This is a genomic window from Streptomyces sp. NPDC001700 (genome assembly GCF_053596435.1).
In genome coordinates this window covers 245,755-270,922 of sequence record NZ_JBSFGE010000001.1, presented here as the reverse complement: position 1 = coordinate 270,922, position 25,168 = coordinate 245,755, and the positions used below count along the sequence as shown (strand labels likewise).

At 72.1% G+C, this 25,168-nt stretch carries 14 protein-coding genes and 2 pseudogenes; 7 read left to right on the top strand and 9 right to left on the bottom strand.

Features of this window, described 5'->3' with window-relative positions; all coding sequences use genetic code 11:
* The first annotated feature begins 238 nt into the window (after window positions 1-238).
* A complete protein-coding gene (locus ACWC5C_RS01255; protein ID WP_450872568.1) occupies window positions 239-3,433 on the top strand; it encodes a bifunctional [glutamine synthetase] adenylyltransferase/[glutamine synthetase]-adenylyl-L-tyrosine phosphorylase in 3,195 nt (1,064 codons plus the stop codon).
* Between the two features lie 9 nt (window positions 3,434-3,442).
* On the opposite strand, the gene ACWC5C_RS01250 is transcribed toward ACWC5C_RS01255, so the two are convergent.
* The 3 genes from ACWC5C_RS01250 to ACWC5C_RS01240 all read right to left on the bottom strand — a co-directional run bounded on the left by ACWC5C_RS01250 (window position 3,443) and on the right by ACWC5C_RS01240 (window position 10,282).
* Complete coding sequence (locus ACWC5C_RS01250) at window positions 3,443-8,377, bottom strand: nSTAND1 domain-containing NTPase (RefSeq protein WP_450872566.1); 4,935 nt, start codon at window positions 8,375-8,377, stop codon at window positions 3,443-3,445.
* A gap of 63 nt (window positions 8,378-8,440) precedes the next feature.
* Entirely contained in the window at window positions 8,441-8,812 is a 372-nt protein-coding gene (locus ACWC5C_RS01245) for a universal stress protein (protein WP_385438349.1), read from the bottom strand.
* Window positions 8,813-8,863: 51 nt separating this feature from the next.
* On the bottom strand, window positions 8,864-10,282 hold the full coding sequence (locus ACWC5C_RS01240) for a sugar porter family MFS transporter (protein WP_450872564.1): 1,419 nt from the start codon (window positions 10,280-10,282) through the stop codon (window positions 8,864-8,866).
* A 379-nt stretch (window positions 10,283-10,661) separates the two neighbouring features.
* On the opposite strand from ACWC5C_RS01240, the gene ACWC5C_RS01235 reads away from it, so the two are divergent.
* Window positions 10,662-11,645 carry a LacI family DNA-binding transcriptional regulator gene (locus tag ACWC5C_RS01235; RefSeq protein WP_450872563.1) on the top strand — a complete coding sequence of 328 codons (984 nt, stop codon included), beginning with the start codon at window positions 10,662-10,664 and terminating at the stop codon, window positions 11,643-11,645.
* A gap of 21 nt (window positions 11,646-11,666) precedes the next feature.
* Here ACWC5C_RS01235 and glnA read toward each other — a convergent pair whose 3' ends face one another.
* Window positions 11,667-13,028 carry a type I glutamate--ammonia ligase gene (gene glnA, locus ACWC5C_RS01230; RefSeq protein WP_450872561.1) on the bottom strand — a complete coding sequence of 454 codons (1,362 nt, stop codon included), beginning with the start codon at window positions 13,026-13,028 and terminating at the stop codon, window positions 11,667-11,669.
* 317 nt (window positions 13,029-13,345) lie between these two features.
* Here glnA and ACWC5C_RS01225 point away from each other — a divergent pair, with 317 nt between their 5' ends.
* The gene (locus tag ACWC5C_RS01225) at window positions 13,346-15,079 is read left to right on the top strand and encodes a multicopper oxidase family protein (protein WP_450872559.1); all 1,734 of its coding nucleotides are present in this window, start codon (window positions 13,346-13,348) and stop codon (window positions 15,077-15,079) included.
* A 96-nt stretch (window positions 15,080-15,175) separates the two neighbouring features.
* Window positions 15,176-16,936 (top strand): NAD+ synthase, encoded by a 1,761-nt coding sequence (locus tag ACWC5C_RS01220; protein WP_450872557.1) that lies wholly within the window; start codon window positions 15,176-15,178, stop codon window positions 16,934-16,936.
* Between the two features lie 426 nt (window positions 16,937-17,362).
* On the opposite strand, the gene ACWC5C_RS01215 is transcribed toward ACWC5C_RS01220, so the two are convergent.
* Window positions 17,363-18,025 (bottom strand): TetR/AcrR family transcriptional regulator, encoded by a 663-nt coding sequence (locus ACWC5C_RS01215; protein WP_450872555.1) that lies wholly within the window; start codon window positions 18,023-18,025, stop codon window positions 17,363-17,365.
* A gap of 59 nt (window positions 18,026-18,084) precedes the next feature.
* Between ACWC5C_RS01215 and ACWC5C_RS01210 the strand changes: the two are divergent.
* Both ACWC5C_RS01210 and ACWC5C_RS01205 read left to right on the top strand, forming a co-directional pair.
* Window positions 18,085-18,699 (top strand): annotated as a pseudogene (locus tag ACWC5C_RS01210) (NADP-dependent oxidoreductase); the annotation flags it as partial.
* 165 nt (window positions 18,700-18,864) lie between these two features.
* Window positions 18,865-19,182: pseudogene (locus ACWC5C_RS01205) on the top strand (zinc-binding dehydrogenase); the annotation flags it as partial.
* Between the two features lie 59 nt (window positions 19,183-19,241).
* On the opposite strand, the gene ACWC5C_RS01200 reads toward ACWC5C_RS01205, so the two are convergent.
* The 4 genes from ACWC5C_RS01200 to ACWC5C_RS01185 form a co-directional block, all read right to left on the bottom strand.
* The gene (locus ACWC5C_RS01200) at window positions 19,242-20,447 is read right to left on the bottom strand and encodes an MFS transporter (RefSeq protein WP_385438364.1); all 1,206 of its coding nucleotides are present in this window, start codon (window positions 20,445-20,447) and stop codon (window positions 19,242-19,244) included.
* A gap of 134 nt (window positions 20,448-20,581) precedes the next feature.
* Entirely contained in the window at window positions 20,582-21,607 is a 1,026-nt protein-coding gene (locus tag ACWC5C_RS01195; RefSeq protein ID WP_450872554.1) for an endonuclease/exonuclease/phosphatase family protein, read from the bottom strand.
* Between the two features lie 243 nt (window positions 21,608-21,850).
* The gene (locus ACWC5C_RS01190) at window positions 21,851-22,459 is read right to left on the bottom strand and encodes a TetR/AcrR family transcriptional regulator (protein WP_450872552.1); all 609 of its coding nucleotides are present in this window, start codon (window positions 22,457-22,459) and stop codon (window positions 21,851-21,853) included.
* The gene (locus ACWC5C_RS01185; protein WP_450872551.1) at window positions 22,456-24,048 is read right to left on the bottom strand and encodes an MFS transporter; all 1,593 of its coding nucleotides are present in this window, start codon (window positions 24,046-24,048) and stop codon (window positions 22,456-22,458) included. The genes ACWC5C_RS01190 and ACWC5C_RS01185 overlap by 4 nt, the downstream gene beginning before the upstream one ends.
* 189 nt (window positions 24,049-24,237) lie before the next feature.
* Between ACWC5C_RS01185 and panB the strand changes: the two genes are divergently transcribed.
* A complete protein-coding gene (panB, locus tag ACWC5C_RS01180) occupies window positions 24,238-25,125 on the top strand; it encodes a 3-methyl-2-oxobutanoate hydroxymethyltransferase (protein ID WP_450872549.1) in 888 nt (295 codons plus the stop codon).
* Window positions 25,126-25,168 lie beyond the last annotated feature (43 nt).

Here is a 25,168-nt window from a genome sequence, read left to right as displayed (position 1 = left end):
CCCCCCGTTTACGTATGCGCGTTCGCTGAACGCATGTGCTAACCAAGTGTCACATGCGCTCACCTTCGGCTAAGGGCGGCGCCGTGGCTCGCCCGGGGGCGCACCGTTTCCCAAGGGGCCGGGCGCCGCCCTCCTGAGGGCCGGACCTGCCATAACACAGGGCCCGTCGCTTAGGCTCGACCGCGGGCCTTGATCACGGCAGGGCGTGGACGGAGCACACGGGACGGAGGCGGCGCGCATGGCCGTACCGCAGGGACGCAGGAGCAGCACCTTTACGCGGTTGCTCCGGCACGGCTTCACCGACCCCTCCGCCGCGCAGCGGCTGCTGGACTCGCCCGAGGTGGCGGGGGTGCGGGCCGATTCCGTGCTGCTGGACGCGCTCGGGGGGACCGCCGATCCGGATCTGGCGCTGCGCGGCCTGGTGCGGCTGGTGGAGGCGCTGCCCGAGGAGGCCGGGGGCGGGGAGGAGGCGGGGTCGCGGCAGGCACTGCTGGACACGCTGGTCACCGCCAAGCCGCTGCGGGACCGGCTGCTGGGGGTGCTCGGGGCGTCCGAGGCGCTGGGTGATCATCTGGCGCGGCATCCGCAGGCCTGGCAGTCGCTGGTGACATACGAACCGGCGGATCTGCATCCGGCGACGCCCGAGTTCGAGCAGGCGCTGGCCGAGGGGATCTGGGGCGAGCCGGGGGCGGGGATGCCTCGGCCGGACGCGCTGCGGGTCGCGTACCGCCGGGCGCTGCTGGCGATCGCGGCGCGGGATGTGTGCGGGACGACCGATGTCACGCAGGCGGCGGCCGAGCTGGCGGATCTGGCGACGGCGACGCTGCGGGCGGCGCTGGAGATCGCGGCCGAGGAGCAGCCCGAGGACGCCGCGGCGTGCCGCCTGGCGGTGATCGGGATGGGGAAGTGCGGCGGGCGCGAGCTGAACTACGTCTCGGACGTCGACGTGATCTTCGTGGCGGAGGCCGTGGACGGGGTGGAGGAGGGCACGTCCGTGCGGGCGGCCACCCGGCTGGCCGCGCGGCTGATGCGGATCTGCTCGGACGTGACCATCGAGGGCACGATCTGGCCGGTGGACGCCAATCTCCGGCCGGAGGGGCGCAACGGGCCGCTGGTGCGGACGCTCTCCAGCCATCTGGCCTACTACCAGCGGTGGGCCAAGACCTGGGAGTTCCAGGCGCTGCTGAAGGCCCGGCCGGTGGCGGGCGACGGCGCGCTCGGGCAGGCGTACGTGGACGCGGTGGCGCCGCTGGTCTGGCAGGCCTCCGAGCGCGAGAACTTCGTACCCGATGTGCAGCAGATGCGCCGCCGGGTCGTGGAGAACATCCCGGTCGCGGAGGTCGACCGGGAGCTGAAGCTGGGCCCTGGCGGCCTGCGGGACGTCGAATTCGCCGTGCAGATGCTGCAGTTGGTGCACGGGCGGTCCGACGATTCGCTGCGCAGCGGCACCACGCTGGTCGCGCTCGCCGCGCTGGCGGCGGGCGGCTACGTGGGGCGCTCGGACGCGGCCGCGCTGGACGAGGCGTACCGCTTTCTGCGCTCCATGGAGCACCGCATCCAGCTGTACCGGCTGCGCCGCACCCATCTGGTGCCGGAGGAGGAGGCGGATCTGCGGCGGCTGGGCCGGTCGCTGAGCTTCCGTACGGAGCCGGTGGCCGAGCTGGGGACGGCCTGGCGGCGGTACGCGCGCGAGGTGCGGCGGCTGCACGAGAAGCTGTTCTACCGGCCGCTGCTGGACGCGGTCGCCCAGCTGGAGCCGGGCGAGGCCCGGCTCAGCTCCAAGGCGGCGGGGCAACGGCTTGAGGCACTGGGCTACGCGGATCCGACCGGCGCCCTACGTCATTTGGAGGCTTTGGCGTCCGGAGTGTCCCGGAAAGCAGCCATTCAGCGTACGCTGCTGCCCGTGCTGCTGGGCTGGTTCGCCGATTCCGCAGACCCGGACGCCGGGCTGCTGGGCTTCCGTAAGGTCTCGGACGCGCTGGGCAAGACGCCCTGGTATCTGCGGCTGCTGCGGGACGAGGGCGCGGCCGCGGAGAACCTGGCGCGGGTCCTCTCCGCCGGGCGCCTCGCCCCCGATCTACTGCTGCGCGCCCCCGAGGCGGTCGCCCTGCTGGGCGACCCGGAGGGGCTGCGTCCGCGCGGCCGGGACCATCTGGAGCAGGAGGTGCTGGCCGCGGTGGGCCGCGCGGAGGGCGCCGAGCAGGCGGTGGCGGCGGCGCGCGGGGTGCGGCGGCGCGAGCTGTTCCGTACGGCGGCGGCGGACGTGATCGAGAGCGCCCGGCTGGCCAACGGGGCGGTACGGTCCACCGTGAGCTTGCCGCCCCCGGGCGGCGACGAGACGCACACCGCCGCGCCGTCGAAGGCGCCCGAGGTGCCGCGTGCGCTGCGCGACTCGGAGCCGCACGTTCCGGCCCGTCCCACCGGCCATCCGGCACCGGCCGAGGAGCCGGCGGACGCAGCGGGGCTGGCCGATCTGGTCGGCGACGCCGTCTCCGACCTCAACGCCGCGACCATCGCGGGCGCGCTGCGCGCGGCGGTCCGGGACACCTGGGGCGACGAGCTGCCGACCCGCTTCGCGGTGATCGGCCTTGGCCGGTTCGGCGGCCATGAGCTGAGCTACGGCTCGGACGCGGACGTGCTGTTCGTCCACGAGCCACGCGAGGGCGCCGACGAACAGGAGGCCTCGCGGGCCGCGTTCGCCGTGGCCAACGAGATGCGGCGGCTGCTGCAGCTGCCGACCGCCGATCCGCCGCTGCTCATCGACGCCGATCTGCGCCCGGAGGGCAAGTCCGGGCCGCTGGTGCGCACCCTCGGCTCGTACGCCGCGTACTACCGGCGCTGGTCGCTGGTCTGGGAGAGCCAGGCGCTGCTGCGCGCCGAGCCGGTCGCGGGCGACCCGGATCTCGGGGCGCGGTTCATCGAGCTGATCGACCCGCTGCGGTATCCGGCCGAGGGGCTGGGCGACGACGCGATCCGCGAGATCCGCCGTCTCAAGGCCCGGATGGAGTCCGAGCGCCTGCCCCGGGGCGCGGACCCGACCACCCACGCCAAGCTGGGCCGTGGCGGGCTCAGCGATGTGGAGTGGACGGTTCAGCTGCTCCAGATGCGCCACGGGTGGGCGGAGCCGGGGCTGCGTACGACCCGCACCCGCCGGGCGCTGGCGGCGGCGCACGCGGCCGGGCTGATCGACACGGAGGACGCCCAGATCCTGGACGAGGCCTGGGTGCTGGCCACCCGGGTCCGTAACGGCGTGATGCTGGTCCGCGGCCGCCCGGGCGACACGTTCCCCAGCGACTCGCGCGAACTGGCCGCGGTGGGGCGCTACTTGGGGTACGGCCCGGGGCACGTGGGCGAGATGCTGGACGACTACCGCCGTACGACGCGGCGGGCTCGGGCGGTGGTGGAGCGGCTGTTCTACGACTACGAGGACTGACGGGCCCCTCTACGACGGTGTATTCGAGCAGGGCGCGTCGCGCGGCGCGCCGGGTGGCAGCAGCCTGCGTTCGGCGGCGGTGAAGTCGCGGCCCACGGTGGCGCAGAGGCGGCGGAATGCACGGTCCGGGTCGAGGTCCATGGTCTGGGACCAGCCGTCCCCCACCGTGAGGAGGCGCCCGTCGCCGACGGCCACGGTGAGCATCTTGCTGAGGAAGGGGAGTTCGGCCACCGAGCCGCCGGTGTCGAGGTTCCAGACGGTGAAGGTGTGGTCGGCGGCGCTCTGGGTGACCAGCCGGTCGCGCCCGCTGAAGCCGACCAGTTGGTCGTCGTCACCGATCGGCAGGGGATTGTTCAGCGCGGTGCCCCGGTCGACGTTCCACACCCGCACGAAGTGGTCGGAGTTGTCCGTCGCCATGCGCTCTCCGTCGCGGGTGAAGGCGACACTTACGGTGAGGTTGCTACCGATGAGCGCCCCCTCCATGGGGCCCGTCGAGAGGGACCTGAGACGCTTGCGTACGCGCAGGTCCCATAGCTGGACTTCACCCTCGCCGAGCCCGTCCCGGGTGATCACCGCTATCTGGCCGGGGTGGCCGGGGCGGGCGCGGAGCTGTCCGTACGACGCGAAAGTCTTGGAGGCGGTCTGAGGCGTCATGCGCCCCACGTCCACCGGCCGGGTCAGGGGTTTCCCGGTGGCCGTGTCCACCCGTACCAAGGCGCCCTTCACGGTGAGAACGGCGACCTCGCTTCCGCCCAGGGACTCCACGACCTCCAGTTCCTCGGCCGCTCCGCCGGGCAGGATGTCGGCCAGATCCAGCGCGACGCCGCGCCCGGGATCGTCGGTGGAGATCACCTGGAGGCGCTGCGATCCGCGGCCCCACAGGACGATCCGTCGTGAGTCCGCCGTCCACAGCGGCACCCAGCCGTACAGCAATCCGGACGCCGAGGGCAGGTTCACGGTCCTGCCCTCTCCCTCACCTCTGGGGAGGATCTCCAGATGATTTCCGGACACCCTTGCCACCCGCTTGCCGTTGGGAGACGGCTCCGTGTGCATGTCGGTCCCCACGGCGCCCGGGTCGCCCCGGGGCAGTGTCACCGGCACGGCCCTCGCCATCATGAGCGCGTCCCCGGCGGCGACGTAGACGGACAGCGTCCCATCGGTGCGCGCCACGGCGCCCACGGCATGGTCCGAGGAGCCCACCGGCACGGTGGTCTGGTACGTCGTGCCGGTGCGCAGCGCGGTCAGCGTCAGCACGGCGTAGTAGCCGTCGTCGGAGGTCTCTGCAGAGACGTTGTACTCGGCGGTGGCATCCGGCGTCGGGTCCGGTCCGACGGGCACGTTCGCCATGTGCCTGGCCGTGCGGCCGAGCTCCAGCGCCCGTGAACCGTTCTGCAGGAGTTCGCCGCCCCCCGCGAGGTCCGCGGTGTCACTGTCGGGTACGGTCCGCAGCACACGGCCTGTGCGCAGGTCGCGCAATTCGGCCCGCCAACTTCCACGTCGGTGGATGACACGGGTGAACACCACCGTTCCGGGATCGGTGGTGAAAGCGGCAGCTTCGAAATACTCCTCGGGGACCAGGTCCCGCCCGATGGGCAGTCGGCGGCCGGTCCGCGCGTCCCACACCGAGAACCCGGCGCGGCGTTCATCCTGCGACGTCAGCGCCCTGAGCAGCCGTCGGCTGTCGCTGCTGTAGTCCAGAGTGATGCCGTTGACTTTCAGGCCGGACTCGTCGTCCGTGCGCAGGATGCGCGGGCCGGTGCGCTTCCGCAGATCCCAGACGCGGACATCCCCGTCCGCCGTGCCGAGGGCGTAGCTGCGGCCGTCCGGGCTGATGGCACCGCTGATGTCGGTGGCCGGGACGCCGGACAGCCGCCATGTGTGCGGCCGCCCCTGCCGCAGCCCGGTGACCACCGTGACGGTGGTGCGCTTGCTACGGTCCGGCACCGAGTGGACGACCACCGTCCCGGTGTCCGGGGTCGCCGTCATGCGCGAGAAGCGGCCCGGCCACAGGCCGGGGTGGCTGCCGGTGAGCCGCTGCCCCCGTACGTACTGGCGCAGCAGCGCGGCCGATGCCTGCGGGGTGCCACGGGTGCGCCAGGCGGCGAGGGCGAGTTGGAGGGACGTGGCGGGCTGGCTGCCGACGCGGCGGTTGGCCGCCTCGGCCAGCAGGCCGGACGCCTCGGTGCGCCGCTGCTGTTCGATCCGCTGCTGACCGCTCCAGGTGACGAACGACAGCGCCGCCACCACCAGGACCAGCGCGGTGAGCCCGGCGGTCACCATGCGCCACCGCCGTCTGCCGCGCCGCTCGTGGCGGTGGCTCGCCTCGATGTACTGGCGTTCCGCCGGGGTGATGTCCTCGGGCTGCCGGGCCAGGCGGTCGACGGCGACCGCCAGGGTGCCGCCGCGCAGCAGGTCGCCCGGTTCGTTCCCCTGCTCCCGCCAGCGCCGCCGATCAGCGCGGAGCTGTTCCTGCCAGGCGCGGAACTCCTTGGATTCCACGAGCCAGCGGTGGAGCCTTGGCCAGAGTCTCGTCAGCGCCTCATGGGCCAGGTCGACGATCTCCTCGCCGTCGGGCGCCCGGCCGTGGACCACCAGTTTGGTGGGGCCGAGCTTTCGCGCGAGGGCGCGCAGGTCGGGTTCGAGGTCGGCCGTACGGGCGGGCAGGCGCGAGAAGCCGCCGCTGTCGTCGGCGGGACGGGTGAGCTGGGCGAACAGCCGCCGGGCGGTCGTCTCATCGGCCTCGGTGACATGGTCGTGGAAGACGTCTTCGGCGTAGCCGACCAGCGCCCCGGGTACGCCGCCCAGCGCGTCGTAGGCGGCGTGGGTGAGCATCGACCGGCTGCGCCGCTCCCACAGCCGGGTCAGGGCGAACTCGACCAGGGGCATCCGCCCCGGCTCTTCCGCCGCGTCGGCCGCGATCCGCGCGGGCAGCCCCGGTTCGAACCACAGCCCGGGAACGGCGTCGACCGGCGCGGTGATCGCCCGGAGCAGGTTGTCCGAGGACAGCGGGGCGACGAAACGGGTGGCGTCGCTGAGCACGTCCGCCGTACGCGGGGTCACGAGGGTGTCGAGGGTTTCGGACCGCGCGGTGACGACGATGCGCAGGGCCCGCTCCTGCGGCGGCCCGGCCTCGCTGCCGAGGGCGATGAGGAGGCCGAACAGCTCGCGGGCGGCGGCGGGCTCGGACGCGGCGTACTCCTCGAACTGGTCGACGAAGAGCACATGCCCACCCGTCCCACCCCGAGCGGCGAGGCGCACCCCCACCCCGGCGGCCACGCCAAGCCCGATGCCCACCTCGGGCACGGCGCCCGCCGCAGAACCGGCACCCGGCCCGGAATCAGGGCCCGGCCCGGGCGTAGCGGCCAGGCCAGAAACCGCATCGGCCCCGGGGGCGGCGGCCCGCTCGGTGCGGGCGTCCGCCGCACGCCCGCCCAGCCTGGGGTGGGCGTTTGGCCCGGAACCGGCCTCCACCCCTGGGACGGCGCCCTGGGCGGGCTCAACGTCCAGATCGGAAACGGAGTCCGGCCCAGGGCAGACGCCCGCCGCTTGCCCGGCGCCCAGCCCGAAGCCGGGTTCCCCACCGGGGACAGCGACCGATCCGGGACCGGAACTCGGCCCAGGAGCCGCATCCGGCCCGGGGGTGGCGCCCGCCGCTTGCCCGGCGCCCGGCCCGGAGTCGGGGGACTGACCGGGAGCAGGGCCCGACCCGGAACCGGAACTTGGCCCAGGACCGGCGGTCAAGTCAGGAGCCGCATCCGGGCCGGAGCCGGTGCCCGGCCCAGGGGCAACGCCCTGCCCGGGGGTGGCGTCCGGCCCGGGGGTGGCGTCCGGCCCGGGGGTGGCGCCCGCCGCTTGCCCGGCGCCCGGCCCGGAGTCGGGGGCCCGCCCGGGAGCAGGGCCCGACCCGGAACCGGAACTCGGCCCAGGACCGGCGGTCAGGTCAGGAGCCGGATCCGGGCCGGAGCCGGAGGCGGAGGTCCGTAGCAGGTCGGCCAGTTCCGCCGCCATCCGGAGGCGGGCCACCTCGTCCGCGTGCGGCTCCAGGAGCGGGATCACGGTGCGGGCGAGGGCATCCACCGGGCGCGCCCCGGGGACTGGGCGGAGTTCGGAGATCGTTGTGCCCGCCGCGCGTAACGCGGGGAGCAGACCGGCCCGGACCAGGGACGACTTACCGCACCCCGACGGGCCGACGACCACGGTCAGCATGGCGCGGCCGACGGCGGCGCGCAGTCGGCGGGCGTCGTCCTCGCGGCCGTGGAAGAACTCCTCGTCCTCCTCCCGGAACTGCGACAGGCCCCGGAAGGGGCAGCGGGGGCGCAGCACCCGCTCGTCGACCAGCGCGGCGGACGGGATGAGGTAGGCGGTGGTCGAGGCGTCGCCCCGCTGGACGGCCACGGTCATGCCGACGACGCCGCCCTGCGCCTCGTCCCACACCGGGGAGCCGCTGAAGCCGGGGGTGACGCGGCGGCCCGCCGACTCCGCTTCCATCTGCAGCCAGCCCGCACCCTGCGGCCCGCGCAGCGTCCCGGCCGCCCAGACGCCCTGTTCGGCACCGCGCGGGTAGCCCAGTACGCGGAAGCCGTGGCCCCACACCTGCGTGCCGTCCACCAGCGGGACCGGGCGGGCGCCGGGCACCGGGCGGTCCAGCCTCAGCAGCGCGACGTCGCCGCTGCCGTCGTCGGCCCACCGCCAGGTCGCGACGGTGGCATGCGCGGCCGGTACGGACCCTTCCGTATCGCGCAGCAGCGGGAAGTCCAACCGCACCGCACCGGCGGGGGGTTGTACGGGGACCTCGGGCAGGTCGAGCGCCCGGGCGACGACATGGGCGCAGGTGCACACGACGTCCGCGGCCACGAGGAATCCGGCGCCGACGACAACCCCGGACGCGGTACGGATCCGTACCAGCGCGGGTGTCAGGGCGTCCTCTTCGCGAACAGCTGCCACCGTCACGTACCCCCGACCCCCGTCGTGTCCGCACCCGCACTCACGGTAGCCGACCGCACCCCCTCACGGGGAGCGGTCGGCCGGGGGCTTGACCGCGACGATGGGGACGGGGCTCTGCAGCAGCAGCCGCTGGCTGACGCTGCCCAGGAAGGCCTTGCCCACCGGGGAGCGGCGCCGGATGCCGATGACGAGCCGGTCGATGCCGGGGCGGGCCTCGATCTCGTCCAGGACGGCGTCGACCGGGTCCCGGTCGCCGGGGCCGCTGCGTTCGACGAGCGTGATCGTGAGGTCGTCGGGCAGGCCGGTGTGGTCCAGCGCCGACAGGCGCAGGTTGACGACGACCAGGTCGGTGCCGAGCAGCCGGGCTTCGGCGATGCCCGCGACCAGGGCCTGGTCTCCTTCGCGGCCCTCGGCGACGGCGGTCATGACGGTCATGGTGGGTGAACCCTTCTCTCACAGCTCAAAAGATCAGCACAGCTCAAAAGATCAGGAGTAGCGCGCGCGGAAGTCGTCCTCCAGCTCCTCCAGCGAGCGGTCCTTGGTCTCGGGAACGCACTTCCCGATGAAGACGAGGGCCAGCACACCGAAGGCGGCGAAGGCGAGGAAGGTGTTGGAGATGCCCATGGCCTTGACGACGGGCGGGAAGCCGAGCGCGACCAGGGCGTTGGCCATCCACAGCACGAAGATGCTGATGCCGATGGCCATGCTGCGGATCTTCAGCGGGAACATCTCGGAGAGGATGAGCCAGACCAGCGGCCCGATGGTGGCCTGCATGGAGAAGACGAAGAGCACGACGAACACGAGGATGAACCAGGCCTTCGCGCCGCCGTCCGGCATCAGCATCGCGGAGAGGCCGACGAGCAGGTGGAACGTCGTGGTCAGGGCGAACCCGCCGAGCAGCATGGTGCGCCGATTGAGCTTGTTGATGACCGACAGGCCCACGGTGATGCCGATGACGCTGAACGCGCCGTTCAGGGTGTTCGCGATGATGGCCGAGTCGCCCGAGAACCCGGCGTCGCCGAGCAGTTGGGTGCCGTAGTACATGACGGAGTTGATGCCGGTGAACTGCTGACAGATGCCCAGCGCGGCCCCGATCAGGATGAGCACGCGGACCCAGCGCACCCCGAGGTCCACCGCCCCGGCGGTCTTCGCGGTCCGCTCCTCCTCGGCGAGCCGGTGGACCTCGGCCATCTCCGCCTGGGCGCGCTCGGGGGTGCGTACCTGGGACAGGACCGCGAGCGCCTCGTCGTCCCGGCCCTGGGCGACCAGCCAGCGCGGGCTCTCCGGCAGCCGCAGCATGCCGATGAACAGCCCGATCGCGGGCAGCAGGGCGACCAGCAGCATGATCCGCCAGACGCCGTCGCTCTCGCCCCAGATGTTGAAGATGAGCGCGTTGATGACGAACGCGGCGAACTGACCGCTCACGATCATCACCTCGTTGCGGGTGACGATGCTGCCACGCCGCTCGACCGGGGCGATCTCGGCCAGGTAGACGGGAACCGTCGCCGACGCACCGCCCACGGCGAGCCCGAGGATGAACCGGAACAGGGCCAGGATCTCCCAGTTCGGCGACAGGACACAGCCCACGGTGCCGACCATGAACACCAGGGCCAGCATGAGGATGTTGTGGCGGCGGCCGTACCGGTCGGACATCGCCCCGCCGATCATGGCACCGAAGGCGGCACCGAAGACCAGGATGCTGACGACCACTCCCTCGGTGAACGCGGTCAGACCGAGATCGGCGGTGAGCGGTTCAAGAGCACCGTTGATCACACCGGTGTCGTAACCGAACAGCAGGCCGCCGAAGGTCACGATGACGGAGACGAGGCCCAGGCGTCGCGAGTGGGGTCCCGGTGCGTCCGGCGGCAATCCGTGGGAGGCGGGGCTTGGGCTGGTCCTGGTCATGCCGGTGGCTCCTCTTCGAGCGTTCCTGAGGGAAGTTCGTGGAAGTTCATGGAAGTTCAGCCCCGGTCCGGCGAGGGGCGGGCGGCGTGCGCCGACGGGGGTACGCCGGTTCAGCGCGCTCGGGCGACCGTGTGGTGTGTGGTGGCGCCGGGTTGGGGGGCGGGCATGGTTCAGCCGCGGCGACAGCGCCCCCGCGTCGTGTGTGACGCACAGCCGGGCGCTTGTTCGTACTACTAATACGTACTAGGTTCCCGGTACTATGTGCTGCGGTGTTATGCATGTCAATACCTGAGCGCGGGAGGCACGCATGCGAGATCCAGGGATCACCGACCAGACGGGCGTACCTGGATCGCCTCCGATACGCCCGAAACGCCCCACCATGTCCGACGTCGCGGCGCGCGTGGGCGTCTCACAGGCCCTCGTTTCCCTGGTGTTCCGCAACCAGCCCGGCGCGAGTTCGCTCACCCGCCAGCGCGTGTTCGAGGCCGCCGAGGAGCTGGGCTACCGCCCCGACACCGCCGCCCAGCTGCTGCGCCGCAACCGCAGCCGCCAGCTGGGCGTGCTGTTCACCATGCGCCACCCGCACGACGTCGGCATCGTCGAGGCCCTCTACCCCGCCGCCCAGAAGCACGGCTACCACCTCGCACTCAGCGCCATGGTCGCCACCCGCGACGAGCGCCAGGCCGTGGAGCAACTGCTCGGACTGCGCAGCGAAGCCATCATCATCATCGGCGCCGAGTCCAGCCCGCAGCACCTGGCCAGGGTCGCGGGCCCCACGCCCCTGATAGAGATCAGCCCGTGCACCCGGGCCGCCGGAGTGGACGTCGTACGGACCGCCGACACCAGGGGGATACGGCAGGCCGTCGACCACCTCACCGATCTCGGCCACCGCGCCATCATCCACATCGACGGCGGCACGATGCCCGCCGCCGACGAACGGCGGCGCGGCTACCGCACCGCCATGGAGCGCCACGGACTCGCCGAGCACATCCGGATCCTCCCCGGCGACTACACCGAGGAGTCCGGCGCCCGGGCGGCCCGGGAACTCCTGCGCCAGGGCGAGCTGCCCACCGCCGTCATCGCGGGCAACGACCGCTGCGCCCACGGCGTGCTCAACACGTTCCTGCGCGCGGGCCTCACCGTGCCGACGGACGTGTCCATCGTCGGCTACGACGACAGCCAGCTCGCCCAGCTGTCCTTCATCGACCTCACCTCGGTGCGCCAGGACACCACCGAGGTGGCCGAACGCGCGGTCCGGGCGGCCGTCGAACGCCTCGACGAGGGCCGCACCGCGGACCGCGACATCGTCCTCGACCCGACCCTCGTCATCCGCGGCAGCACGGGCCCGCCCCGCACCCGCTGAGCCCGCCGCGCTAAAGAACCGCTACAGCACCGGCAGGCTCTTGCGCAGCTCGAAGGGGGTGACCTCCGAGCGGTACTCCTCCCACTCCTGCTTCTTGTTGCGCAGGAAGAAGTCGAAGACGTGCTCGCCGAGCGTCTCGGCGACGAGTTCGCTGCGCTCCATCAGGGTGATGGCCTCGCCGAGGTTCTGCGGCAGCGGCTCGATGCCGAGCGAGCGGCGCTCGGCATCGGACAGCGCCCAGACGTCGTCGTCGGCGCCCGCCGGGAGTTCGTAGCCGCCCTCGATGCCCTTGAGGCCGGCGGCCAGCAGGACCGCGTAGGAGAGGTACGGGTTGGCGCCGGAGTCCAGGGAGCGGACCTCGACCCGGGTGGAGCCGGTCTTGCCGGGCTTGTAGAGCGGGACCCGGACCAGCGCGGAGCGGTTGTTGTGGCCCCAGCAGATGTACGAGGGGGCCTCGCCGCCCGCGCCCGCGGTGCGCTGGGAGCCGCCCCAGATGCGCTTGTACGAGTTGACCCACTGGTTGGTCACGGCCGAGATCTCCCCGGCGTGCCGGAGCAGCCCGGCGATGAAGGAGCGGCCGACCTTGGAGAGCTGGAACTCGGAGCCCGACTCGTAGAACGCGTTGCGGTCGCCCTCGAAGAGGGAGAGGTGGGTGTGCATGCCCGAGCCGGGGTGCTCGGAGAACGGCTTCGGCATGAAGGTGGCCTGGACCCCCTGCTCCAGCGCGACCTGCTTCATGACCAGGCGGAAGGTCATGATGTTGTCGGCGGTGGAGAGCGCGTCGGCGTAGCGCAGGTCGATCTCCTGCTGGCCGGGGGCGCCCTCGTGGTGGGAGAACTCGACCGAGATGCCCATCGATTCGAGCATGGTGATCGCCTGGCGGCGGAAGTCCATGCCGATGTTCTGCGGGGTGTGGTCGAAGTAGCCGGAGGAGTCGGCGGGCACCGGGCGGGTGCCGTCCATCGGCTTCTGCTTGAGCAGGAAGAACTCGATCTCGGGGTGGGTGTAGAAGGTGAAGCCGAGGTCGGAGGTCTTGGCGAGGATGCGCTTGAGCACGAAGCGCGGATCGGCGAAGGAGGGGGAGCCGTCCGGCATCAGGATGTCGCAGAACATCCGGGCGGTCCCGGGGGCCTCAGCGCGCCAGGGCAGGATCTGGAAGGTGCCGGGGTCCGGCTTGGCGATCATGTCGGATTCGTAGACCCGGGCGAAGCCCTCGATCGCGGAGCCGTCGAAGCCGATGCCCTCGTCGAAGGCGCCCTCCAGCTCGGCGGGTGCGACGGCCACGGACTTGAGGAAACCGAGGACATCGGTGAACCACAGCCGCACGAACCGGATGTCGCGCTCTTCGAGAGTACGGAGCACGAACTCCTGCTGCTTATCCATGGTCCCCTATCCTTGCAGGTCAAACGGCTCTTTCAACGGGCGCGGGGCACCTCGACAGCCCCAGTATCACGCGGCGGGGTTTCGGCGAGGTTTCCAACCCGCCCCGACCCGCTCCTCGCGCTCCGACACGATGTGTGCATCGTACTTTCATGCGGCCCGCTCCCGGACCCGCGCGTTCGGCGGGACGGGGCAGGACGGGGGTGACCTAGGGCGACTCAAGCCCGCCCCCGGTCCACAATGCCCCATTTTGATACCCCTTAGGGGTAAGCTGTCGCATTATCATGATCATCGGAGGATGAGACCGGAGCGGAGCGCTCATGCGACACGAACACTCTCGCCGCGCCGTGCTCGGCGCGGGAATCGCCGTCGCGAGCGGCAGTCTGCTCGGCGCCTGCACGTCCTCGGGCGGCGACTACGGAATGGACAACTCCGGGCTGGGCGGGAACGCGGGCCCGGCCGCGGCGCCCCCGTCGGAGTACATCTCCCCGCACGGCCCGGAGGTCCAGGACCGCGAGCACCGGCGGGGTCCTGGACCGGACCGGCACGTCCAGCTCACCGCCACCGCCACCACGCTGGACCTCGGCGCCCGCAAGGTGAAGTCCTGGGCGTACGAGGACCAGGTGCCCGGCCAGGCGCTCCGGGTCACCGCGGGCGAGACCCTCGCCCTCACCCTCGTCAACCAGCTGCCGCAGCCCACCACGCTGCACTGGCACGGCATCCGGCTGCGCAACGACATGGACGGCGTCCCCGGCATCACCCAGCCGGCGCTCAAGACCGGCGAGGCCTTCGACTACCGCTTCACGGCGGTCAACCCGGGCACGTACTGGGTCCACCCGCACACCGGCGTCCAGCTCGACCGGGGGCTGTACGCGCCGCTGATCGTCGAGGACCCGAAGGAGCCGCTGAAGTACGACAAGGAGTGGATCGTCGTCCTCGACGACTGGCTCGACGGGGTGGGCGGCCGGACCCCGGACAAGGTGCTGCGGCAGCTCAACGGCGGCCGCCCCATGGCCCACGGAATGGACCACGGGACGGCGGCGGGCACGGCGAGCGCGGCGGCCGCGACGAGTGCGGCCGGTGCGACGGGTGCGATGGGTGCGGCCGGTGCGATGGGTGCGGCCGGTGCGACGGGTGCGCCAGGTGTGGTGGGTGCGGTGGGGGCGACCAGCGCGCCGCCGATGGCCCGGCACGGCGCCAAGCCGTCCCCCTCCGCCACCCGCTCCGCCGCGTCCGCCGCGCCGACCGGCGGCACGAGCAGGCTGCTGGGCGGCGACGCGGGCCACGTGACGTACCCGTACTACCTCATCAACGGGCGCACCCCCGACTCCCCGCAGGTCTTCCGGGCCAAGCGCGGCGACCGCATCCGGATCCGGATCATCAACGCGGGCGGCGACACCGCCTTCCGGGTGGCGCTCGGCGGCCACAAGATGACCATCACCCACACCGACGGCTATCCCGTGCAGCACAAGACCACCGACGCGCTGCTGCTGGGCATGGGCGAGCGGTACGACGTGCTGGTCACCGCGAAGAGCGGGGTGTTCCCGCTGGCCGCGCTCGCCGAGGGCAAGAAGCGGTCCACGCTGGCCGTGCTCCACACGAGCGGCAAGGGCGCGAAGAAGTTCAAGCGCCCCAAGGAGCTGGACGGCAAGCTGGTCTGGGCGGACCAGCTGAAGGCCGACGAATCGGTTCGGCTGGAGTCGCGCCCGCCGGACCGCACGATCAGGATGCGGCTCACCGGCTCGATGCGGAAGTTCGACTGGGCGATCAACGGCAAGCCGTACGAGCCGTCGCAGCGCTATCCGGTGCGGGCGGGCGAGCGGGTGCGGCTGACCTTCATCAACGGCACCCCGATGTGGCATCCGGTGCATGTCCACGGCCACACCTACGGGCTGCCGGACGGCGGGGCGCGCAAGGACACCACGATCCTGCTGCCGCACCGGAAGGTGAGCGTCGACTTCGACGCGGACAATCCGGGGCTGTGGATGGTCCACTGCCACAACGTCTACCACTCGGAGTCGGGGATGATGACGATCCTCGGTTACCAGAAGTAATCACAGGCTCGGGCCGGGCCCGGCCGCAGGAGCCGCAGGAGGTGTTCTCGGACACGCACCGGCCATCGCGTCAGACAGACGATTACACTGGGCGCCGTGCCTCAACTTCGCCTCGCTCTGAACCAGATCGACTCGACCGTCGGCGACCTCGCCGGGAACGCCGAGTCGATAGTCCACTGGACCCGGCACTCCGCCGAGCAGGGCGCCCATCTGGTGGCGTTCCCCGAGATGGCGCTGACCGGGTACCCCGTCGAGGATCTGGCCCTGCGCTCCTCCTTCGTCGAGGCGTCGCGCACCGCGCTGCGCGCGCTCGCCGAGCGGCTGGACGCCGAGGGTCTGGGCGAGCTGCCGGTGATCGTCGGCTATCTCGACCGCAGCGAGCGGGCCCGGCGGTACGGGCAGCCCGCCGGATCCCCGCAGAACGCCGCCGCCGTGCTGCACCGCGGCTCCGTCGTGCTCACCTTCGCCAAGCACCATCTGCCGAACTACGGCGTCTTCGACGAGTTCCGCTACTTCGTGCCCGGCGACACCATGCCCGTCGTCCGCGTCCACGGCATCGACGTCGCCCTCGCCATCTGCGAAGACCTCTGGCAGGACGGCGGCCGGGTGCCCGCCGCCCACTCCGCCGGGGCCGGGCTGCTGCTGTCGATCAACGCCTCGCCGTACGAGCGCGAGAAGGACGACACCCGGCTGGACCTGGTCCGCAAGCGCGCCCAGGAGGCGGGCTGCACCACCGCGTACCTGGCGATGATCGGCGGCCAGGACGAGCTGGTCTTCGACGGTGACTCGATCATCGTCGACCGCGACGGTGAAGTGGTCGCCCGCGCCCCGCAGTTCGCCGAGGGCTGCGTCGTGGTCGACCTCGACCTGCCCGCCGCCGACCCGGACGCCGTTCCGGAAGGCGTCGTGGACGACGGGCTGCGCATCGACCACCGCACCCTCTCCGCCGACCCCCTCCCCGCCTACGACCCCGAGCCGGGGCTCGCGGGCGGCGAGGCGGAGCGGCTCGGCGACGACGAGGAGATCTACACCGCGCTGGTGGTCGGGCTGCGGGCCTATGTCGCGAAGAACGGTTTCCGCAGCGTGCTGATCGGGCTCTCCGGCGGCATCGACTCCGCCCTCGTCGCGGCCATCGCGTGCGACGCGGTCGGCGCGCAGAACGTCTACGGCGTGGCCATGCCGTCCCGCTACTCCTCCGAGCACTCGATCGCCGACGCGGACGAGCTGGCGCGGCGTACCGGGCTCAACTTCCGCACCGTCCCGATCGCCCCGATGTTCGACGCCTACATGGGCTCGCTGCACCTCACCGGGCTCGCCGAGGAGAACCTGCAGTCGCGGCTGCGCGGCACGATGCTGATGGCGCTCTCCAACCAGGAGGGCCACATCGTCCTCGCCCCGGGCAACAAGTCCGAGCTGGCGTGCGGGTATTCGACGCTCTACGGGGACTCCGTGGGCGCGTACGGCCCCATCAAGGACGTCTACAAGACGTCCATCTTCCGGCTGGCGAAGTGGCGCAACCGCGCGGCGGGCGAGCGGGGCCAGACCCCGCCCATCCCCGAGAACTCCATCACCAAGCCGCCGAGCGCGGAGCTGCGGCCGGGCCAGGTCGACACCGACTCCCTCCCGGACTACGACGTGCTCGACCGCATCCTGGAGCTGTACGTCGACCGCGACCGGGGGCGGCAGGAGATCGTCGCGGCGGGCTACGACGATGAGCTGGTGGCGCGGATCCTGCGGCTGGTCGACACGGCGGAGTACAAGCGCCGCCAGTACCCGCCGGGGACGAAGATCTCCGCCAAGGGCTTCGGCAAGGACCGCCGCCTGCCGATCACCAACCGCTGGCGCGAACGGGACTGATGTCCCGGGGGCTCCGCCCCCGGACCCCCGCCGGGGCTCCGCCCCGGACCCCGGTGCGCGGTTGCCGGGGTGGCGGGTGCCGGGTGCGGCGCCTCCGGGGCGGGGCCCTGGACTCGTATATTTACGGCGCCGCCGCCCGGGAACGTGGGGCGGGCCGGAAGTCCACGGCGCCACAAATACACGTCGTCGTCCAGGACCCCACCCCTCCGACCCCGCCCCCTGCGCCGAACAGCGGCCCCCCGCCGGTGGTCCCGGCCCCGGGCGCGATTCCGGTCTGCCCAGTGGCGGAGTGTCGGTCGGGGGTGGGAGCGACCCCGCCCCCTGCGCCGAGTAGCGGCCCCCGCCGGTGCCCTCGGGTCCGGCTCCGGGTGTGCCGGATCCAGCCCCTCCGGCGTTTGAGGAGCGGGGGTGTGGGGGCTGAGCCCCCTAACCGGGGGCCGGGGGCTTGCCCCCGGCGCGCGGCGGAGCCGCATAGGGGCGGGGTGGGGGAAGAACCGGCGGCGGCAGAGGGGCGGGCGGGTCGGTCGGGTGGGCGCGTAGGGACTGGAGCAGCAGGGCCACCAGGCGGCGGGAGGCGGCTGGGGGCTCCGTCGCTATGGCGCCGTTGGCCATGATCAGCAGCTTGATGTCGTCCGGTACGAAGTCGGCCCGCAGGTGTCCGCTCTGCTTGGCGCGCCGCGTCAGCTCGGCGAAGCGGCGCAGGTGGTGGTCGCGGACGCGCTCGAAGTCGGTGGCCAGCGTGCCGGGGAGGGTGGCGAGGAAGGCGGCCGTGAAGCCCCGGTCGTCGGCCTGCATCGCGCACACCTTCTCGATGAACGCGCAGAACCCGCGCCAGGGGTCGGGGTCGGCGAGGGCGGCGTCGAGGGTGGCCACGCAGTGGTCCAGCTGATCGGCGAAGGCCGCGGCGACCAGGTCTCCTTTCGCGGGGAAGTGGCGGTAGAGCGTCGCGGGCCCGACACCGGCGCGGCGGGCGATCTCGCGCATCGGCACATCGAGCCCCTGGGCGGCGAAGGTGGCACCGGCGACCTCGATGATGCGGTCGCGGTTGCGGCGGGCGTCGGTGCGTTTCCGAGACGGTTCGTCGATCATGTCTCTCACTTTAAAGCGAAACGGACGCCCTGTTCCGGTTCGCTGTTAGCGTCAGCCACATGTTTGCGCTTCAGTATTCAGAACTGGGCCCGCCGGACGTTCTCGCGGTCGGCGAGGCCGATGAGCCGCACGCCGGGCGGGGTGAGATCCGTATCGCCGTACGGGCCGTCGGGGTCACCCCGGCGGACCACAAGCTGCGCTCCGGGGCGATCCCCGAGGAGCTGCGGCTCGGGCTCGCCCTGCCGCATATCCCCGGGGTGGACGCCTCGGGAGTCGTGGACGAGATCGGCGAGGGCGTCACGGGGGTGGCGGTCGGGGACGCCGTGTTCGGGGTGGTCGACATCGGCCGACTCGGGGGCGCGGCGGCCGAGTTCGCCGTCCTGGCCGCCTGGGCCGCCAAGCCGGACGCGCTGAGCTGGGAGGAGGCGGGCGGCGCGGCGGCCAATGTGGAGACGGCGACCCGCGCCCTGGATCTGCTGGGCGTCACCGAGGGCACGACGCTGCTGATCGAGGGGGCGGCCGGGGGCGTCGGCACGACGACGATCCAGCTCGCGGCCGCCCGCGGGGCCACCGTGATCGGCACGGCCCGGGAGGCGAACCACGCGTTCCTCACCGGGCTCGGGGCGACGCCCACTACCTACGGCCCCGGCCTCGGGATACGGGTCGCGGCGCTGGGGGGTGTCCGCACAGTCGCGTCGGGTCAGCCCGCGGCATCTGGTGCGTGCGATCGCAAGGCGGAGGGTCGTCCTCGTAGCGGGCCTACTCGGACGAGCCCGACAACGCAGCGAGCGCGCGTGCCAGGCGTCGCGGGCCCGGCGGGACTATGGGGACACCCCCCAACACCCGGCGGGGTCGACGCGGTGCTGGACGCGGCGGGATCGGGCTCGCTGCCGGACCTCGTCGCCATCGCGGGGGACGCCCGGCGGGTGGTGTCGGTGGCCGACATGGCCGCGCAGGAGCACGGCGTCCACCTGACCTGGGCGGGCAGCGGGGACGCGCCCGGCCACGACGGGCTCGCGGTGGCGGCGGCGCTGGCCGGAGAGGGCCGGTTCCGGGTGCCGCTGCACGAGGTGTTCCCGCTCGCGGACGCGGCGAAGGCGCATGAGCTGAGCGCCACCGGCCGCGTCCGGGGGAAGATCGTGCTGACGGTGCCGTAAGAACACGAAAGCGCGCCCCCGCCGCAGCGGCGGGGGCGCGTTCGTCAACGAGAAACAGGTCAGCGCACCTCGGACAGCGTGGGCACCGATTCGCTGCCCGCCACGACGCGGGACTTCTCCGAGGAGCCTCGGTCCAGCAGCCCCGCGATCACCGCTATCGCCAGGCCGACCACCGCGAGCGCCGCGCCGACCAGGGTCGGGGACGTCCAGCCCCAGCCCGCCGCGATGGCGACGCCGCCGATCCAGGCGCCGCCCGCGTTGGCGAGGTTGAACGCGGAGTGGTTGGAGGCGGAGGCGAGGGTCGGGGCGTGCTTCGCCTTGTTCATGACGAGCATCTGCAGCGGGGTGGTGGTCATGAAGCCCACCGCGCCGAGCAGGACGACCGAGACCAGCGCCGCCCACTTGATGTGCACGGTGAAGTTGAACACCACCAGCATCACGGCCAGCGCCGCCAGCGACCCGTACAGCGTGGGCCGCAGCGCGCGGTCGGTGAGCGGGCCCGCGACCAGCGCGCCCAGGGTCATGCCGATGCCGAACAGGGCGAGCACGATCGTGACGGAGGACTCGGCGAAGCCGGTGACCTCGGTCACCATCGAGGCCAGGTAGCTGTAGACGGCGAAGACACCGGCGAAGCCGAAGACCGCGGTGAGCAGCCCGAGCAGCACCTGACGGTTGCCAAGGGCGCGCAGCTCGTGGCCGAGGCCGCCGTGCTGGTCCCGCGGCACCTGCGGCACGAGCCGGGCGAGCGCGGCCATGGCCACCAGGCCGATGCCGGTCACGACGAGGAAGGTGGCGCGCCAGCCCAGCCCCTGGCCGAGCGCCGTGCCCACCGGTACGCCGACGATGTTGGCGATCGTCAGCCCCAGGAACATGGTGGCGACCGCGCGGGCCTGCTTCTCCTCGCTCACCAGCCGGGAGGCGACCACCGCGCCGACGCCGAAGAACGCGCCGTGCGGCAGCCCGGCGAGCACCCGCCCGGCGAGCAGCAGCCCGAACGAGGGGGCGAGGGCGGAGGCGAGGTTGCCGACCGTGAAGAGCCCCATCAGCAGCACGAGCATGCGTTTGCGCGGGATGCGCGCGCCGAGGGCGGTGAGCAGCGGGGCGCCGATGACGACGCCGATGGCATAGGCGGAGACGAGATAGCCAGCGGTCGGCACCGAGGTGCTCAGATCGTCGGCGACGTTGGGCAGCAGGCCCATCATCACGAACTCTGTGGTGCCGATACCGAAGGCAGAGATCGCCAAGGCGAGCAGTGCCAGGGGCATGAGAGACCTTTCACAAGCGGTGAGGAAGAGGAGATCGCGCGTATGTTCTCTACCGGAACAAAGTCTCTCACGCGCTTTATTTCCGGAGCACCATCCTCAAGGTGAACAGCTTGTTAGATCTTCGATTGGCAGGCTCAGAGGGTAACGGACGCCGCCAGCGGAAGGTGATCGCTGCCCGTCTGCTGCAGAGCCCAGGCCGAGACCGGGCTCACCCCGCGCACCATGATCTGGTCGATACGGGCCATCGGGAACGAGGCGGGCCAGCTGAAGCCGAAGCCGTCGCCCGCCGCGCCCTGCGCGGAGCGCATCTGCGAGGTGACCGGGGCCAGCGAACGGTCGTTCATCGTGCCGTTCAGGTCGCCGAGCAGGATCACCTTGTCCTGCGGCTCGTCACGGATGGCCTCGCCCAGCGCCTCGGCGCTCGCGTCGCGCTGCCCGGCGGTGAAGCCCGCGTTGAACTTCACCCGCACCGAGGGGAGATGGGCGACGTAGACGGCGACCTCGCCCTCCGGCGTGGTGACCGTGGTGCGCAGCGCCCGGGTCCAGCCCATCTTGATGTCGACCGGCTTGGTCCCGGACAGCGGGTACTTGCTCCACACCCCGACCGTGCCCTGCACGGCGTGGTAGCGGTACTCGCCCGCGAGCGCCTTCCGGTACGTCGGCACGGCCTTGTCGGTCAGCTCCTCCAGCGCCACCACCTGGGCGCCCGAGGCGGCCACGTCCTTCGCGGTGGCGACCGGGTCGGAGTTGTCGGCGTTGACGTTGTGGGTGACGACGGTCAGGTCGCCGTCGCCGCCGGACTTGTCGGAGAACATCAGCCCGCCGAAGAGGTTCAGCCAGACGGTGACCGGCAGCACCAGCGCCACCAGCGCGCTCGCCGACCGCCGCACCAGGCCGAGCACCAGCAGCACCGGGAGGAACACACCCAGCCACGGCAGGAAGGTCTCCAGCAGGCTGCCCAGGTTGCCGACGCGGTTGGGGATGTCGGCGTGGAAGACCATGATCAGCGTGAGCAGGACCGCGAACGCCGCGAGCACCAGGCCGCGCCGCCAGATTCCGCGGCTGTGCCGGAGCCGGTCGCGCAGGCGACCGAACCCGGAGCCGGCCGACTGGGGTGCGCCCCCGGACTGTCCGGTCTCCCGCGTGTACGCCTGCACCATGCGCTGTCCGTCCCTCACTTGCCGCTCGCCCGCCTATCGGTCAAGACCCTAGGCGATGACCAGGGCATTCCCGACGCCCCCACCGGGCGTCCCTGCCCGGTGGACGCCCAACCGGTATGCCCAGGTTCCGCATCCCGCGGCAACAGGGGCGGTTGTGACGCAACAGGCACAAAAGACAGCACCAGTGCTGACGGGCCTGGGGCACCGGGACGCACCGTCCGTCATACGCTCGCATACGCGCTCTCAGCCGCGCGCCGAGACCCCCTCCAGAACGGTGTCCACGATCCGCTCGGCCAGCCCCTCCGGCAGTTCCCGCCACTCGTGCAGGATCGCGCGCGACAGCATCGGCCCGGTGAACAGGTCGGCCAGCAGCTCGGGATCGGTGTCCGCCCGGATCTCACCGTTCGCGACGCCCCGCCGCAGCACCGACCGCAGCAGCTCCCGGCGGACCTCGATGACGTTCTCGTCGTACGCCCGCCACAGCTCCCGGTCGGCGTGCATCTGGGCCAGGATGCCGCGCAGCACCAGGGAGTTGCGCTTGGCCAGCCCGCGCCGCCGCATGAACTCCAGCACGGTGACGAGATCGTCGCGGACCGAGACCCCGGCAGGTTCCGGGCCCGGCTCCTCCAGCGACCGCAGGACGTCCAGCATCAGCGCGTCCTTGCCGGACCAGCGGCGGTAGACGGTGGCCTTGCCCACACCCGCCGCGCGCGCGATCCCCTCGATGGACAGCGCGCCGACGGATGTGCCCTCCTCCAGCAGCCGCAGCACGGCCTCGATGATCGCGGCGTCGGTGGCTGCGCTGCGCGGCCGCCCGCGCAGCGGGAGTCCGTGAGCCGGGGGCGCGGTCACCGTCCGGCTCCCGCCCCGGCCTGCTCCCGTGGCCGCCCGCTGCCGGGGCCGTCGTCCGCGTCCTTGCCGGGCAGGAAGGCCGCCACGACCAGCGCGCCGAAGAGGGCGACACCGGACGAGCCGAGCGCGGTGAGGTGCATCGCGTGGACGAAGGAGTCGTGCGCGGGCCCCAGCAGCGCGTGCCCCGCGGGCCCCAGCCGCTCGGCGAGGCCGACAGTGGCCTCGATGGACTCGCCCGCCGAGTGCCGTGCGGAGGGGGAAAGACCGGGGACGGCGGCGAGGGTGGGCTGAATGCCCTCGCGGTACGTGGCGGAGAGCACCGAGCCGAGGACGGCCACCCCGAGCGCGCCGCCGACCTGCCGGAACGTGTTGTTGAGGGCCGATCCGGAACCGGCCTTCTCACGCGGCAGCGCCTGCATGATCGCGGTGGTGACCGGCGGCATGATGTGCGCCATCCCCGCGCCCTGGAAGAAGAACAGCACCTCCAGCACCCACAGCGGCGAATCGGTGTCCAGCAGCAGGAACCCGGCCATGGTGGCGGCCACCAGCAGCATCCCGCCCGTGCACACGACGCGGGCGCCGAACCGCTCCACCACCAGCCGGGCGCGCGGCGCGAACAGCAGCTGCGCGGCGGCCAGCGGCAGGAGCAGCAGCCCGGAGTCCAGGGCGCTGAAGCCGCGCACGCTCTGGATGTAGAAGACCATGAAGAAGGTCACGCCCATGAGCGCGAAGAAGACCAGCGCGACGGCGGCGATGGCGGCCGAGAAGGCGGGGTTCCGGAAGTAGTTGACATCGATGGCCGGATGGCTGCTGCGCTTCTCGTGCCAGACGAACAGGCCCAGGACGAGAAGCCCGGCGCCGATCGTGGCCAGCACCTGGGCGTCGGTGAAGTCGGCGAGCTGGCCGCCCTTGATGATGCCGTACACCAGCAGCACCAGGCCCACGACGGACAGCAGCACGCCCAGCGGGTCGAGGCGGCCGGGCGCCGGGTCCCGGGAGTCGGGGACGAGCAGCACCATCGCGGTGATCCCGGCGGCCACCACGGGCACGTTGACGAAGAAGACCGAGCCCCACCAGAAGTGTTCCAGCAGCAGACCGCCGGTGATCGGCCCGATGGCGATGGCGAGGCCGACCGCGGCGACCCAGATGCCGATGGCCTTCGCCTGCTCGTCGCGCTCGAAGACGTTGACCAGGATGGCCAGGGTGGCGGGCATCACGAAGGCCGCGCCCAGGCCCATCAGCGCCCGGAAGCCGATCAGCTCACCGGGCGAGGAGGAGAACGCGGCGAGCACCGAGCCGATGCCGAACACGGCCATGCCGCCGAGCAGCACCTTCTTGCGGCCGAGCCGGTCACCGAGGAGCCCGGCGGTGAACAGCAGCCCCGCGAAGACCAGCGTGTAGGCGTTGATGGCCCACTCCAGCTGGCTCTGGGTGGCGCCGAGACCGGTGGGCTCCGGGGTGGAGATGGTCTTCATCGCCACGTTGAGTATCGAGTTGTCCAGGACGACGACCAGGACGCTGACCATGAGGACGACCAGGATCGCCCAGCGTCTGCGGTGGATCGCCTCGGCGGAGGGTGCTGCTGCCATGCGGCCCAGGCTAAGACCGTTTCGATACGGTCCCGTCTCGTATGGGCAAGACTTTGCGAGCCTTTGTCCATCGAATGTCCATCCGTACTCGAATGTCCCTACTTTCGGAGCGCCGGGAGGCGTGCCAGCATGGGGGTGGTCCGGGGACGCCGTCAGGGCGCCTCGAGATGACGAACAGGAGCCGTCGTAATGACGCACGTCAGCCCTGCGCAAAAGCCAGAAAAGCCGGAAACACCGGAAAAGCGGCCGTCGAAGGCGCTGTACGGGGGGACGGGGTCCCGCCGGGTCACCGTCCGCGACATCGCCGCCGCCAAGGAGCGCGGCGAGAAGTGGCCCATGCTCACCGCCTATGACGCGATGACCGCCTCCGTCTTCGACGAGTCGGGCATCCCGGTCATGCTGGTCGGCGACTCGATGGGCAACTGCCATCTGGGCTACGAGTCCACCGTGCCCGTCACGATGGACGAGGTCGCCCTGCTGTCCGCCGCCGTCGTACGCGGCACCAAGCGCGCCCTCGTCGTGGGCGACCTGCCCTTCGGCTCGTACCAGGAGGGCGCGGTCCAGGCGCTGCGCAACGCCACCCGGCTGGTCAAGGAGGCCGGGGTGGGCGCGGTCAAGCTGGAGGGCGGCGAGCGCTCCGCCCACCAGATCGAGCTGCTCGTCCAGTCCGGCATCCCCGTCATGGCGCACATCGGCCTCACCCCGCAGTCCGTCAACGCGTACGGCGGCTACCCGGTGCAGGGCCGCGGCGAGGAGGCCGCGCAGCAGCTGCTGCGCGACGCCAAGGCCGTGCAGGACGCGGGCGCCTTCGCCGTCGTCCTGGAGCTGGTCCCGGCCGAGCTGGCCGCCGAGGTCACCCGCTCGCTGCAGATCGCGACGGTCGGCATCGGCGCGGGCGCCGGGTGCGACGCCCAGGTGCTGGTGTGGACGGACATGGCGGGCCTGACCGGCGGCCGGGTGCCGCGCTTCGTCAAGCAGTACGCCCGGATGCGGGAGGTACTGGGCGACGCGGCGCGCGCGTTCGCCGAGGACGTCGTCGGCGGGGCGTACCCGGCCGAGGAGCACTCGTTCCACTAGCACCCCGAGACCATCGCGGTACATCGACAGCCCGCCGACCGTC

Coding starts and splice junctions, on each gene's coding strand:
- ACWC5C_RS01255 (WP_450872568.1), top strand. CDS start 239: ATGGCCGTACCGCAGGGACGCAGGAGCAGCACCTTTACGCGGTTGCTC.
- ACWC5C_RS01245 (WP_385438349.1), bottom strand. CDS start 8,812: ATGACCGTCATGACCGCCGTCGCCGAGGGCCGCGAAGGAGACCAGGCC.
- ACWC5C_RS01240 (WP_450872564.1), bottom strand. CDS start 10,282: ATGACCAGGACCAGCCCAAGCCCCGCCTCCCACGGATTGCCGCCGGAC.
- ACWC5C_RS01235 (WP_450872563.1), top strand. CDS start 10,662: ATGTCCGACGTCGCGGCGCGCGTGGGCGTCTCACAGGCCCTCGTTTCC.
- glnA (WP_450872561.1), bottom strand. CDS start 13,028: ATGGATAAGCAGCAGGAGTTCGTGCTCCGTACTCTCGAAGAGCGCGAC.
- ACWC5C_RS01225 (WP_450872559.1), top strand. CDS start 13,346: ATGCGACACGAACACTCTCGCCGCGCCGTGCTCGGCGCGGGAATCGCC.
- ACWC5C_RS01215 (WP_450872555.1), bottom strand. CDS start 18,025: ATGATCGACGAACCGTCTCGGAAACGCACCGACGCCCGCCGCAACCGC.
- ACWC5C_RS01200 (WP_385438364.1), bottom strand. CDS start 20,447: ATGCCCCTGGCACTGCTCGCCTTGGCGATCTCTGCCTTCGGTATCGGC.
- ACWC5C_RS01195 (WP_450872554.1), bottom strand. CDS start 21,607: ATGGTGCAGGCGTACACGCGGGAGACCGGACAGTCCGGGGGCGCACCC.
- ACWC5C_RS01185 (WP_450872551.1), bottom strand. CDS start 24,048: ATGGCAGCAGCACCCTCCGCCGAGGCGATCCACCGCAGACGCTGGGCG.
- panB (WP_450872549.1), top strand. CDS start 24,238: ATGACGCACGTCAGCCCTGCGCAAAAGCCAGAAAAGCCGGAAACACCG.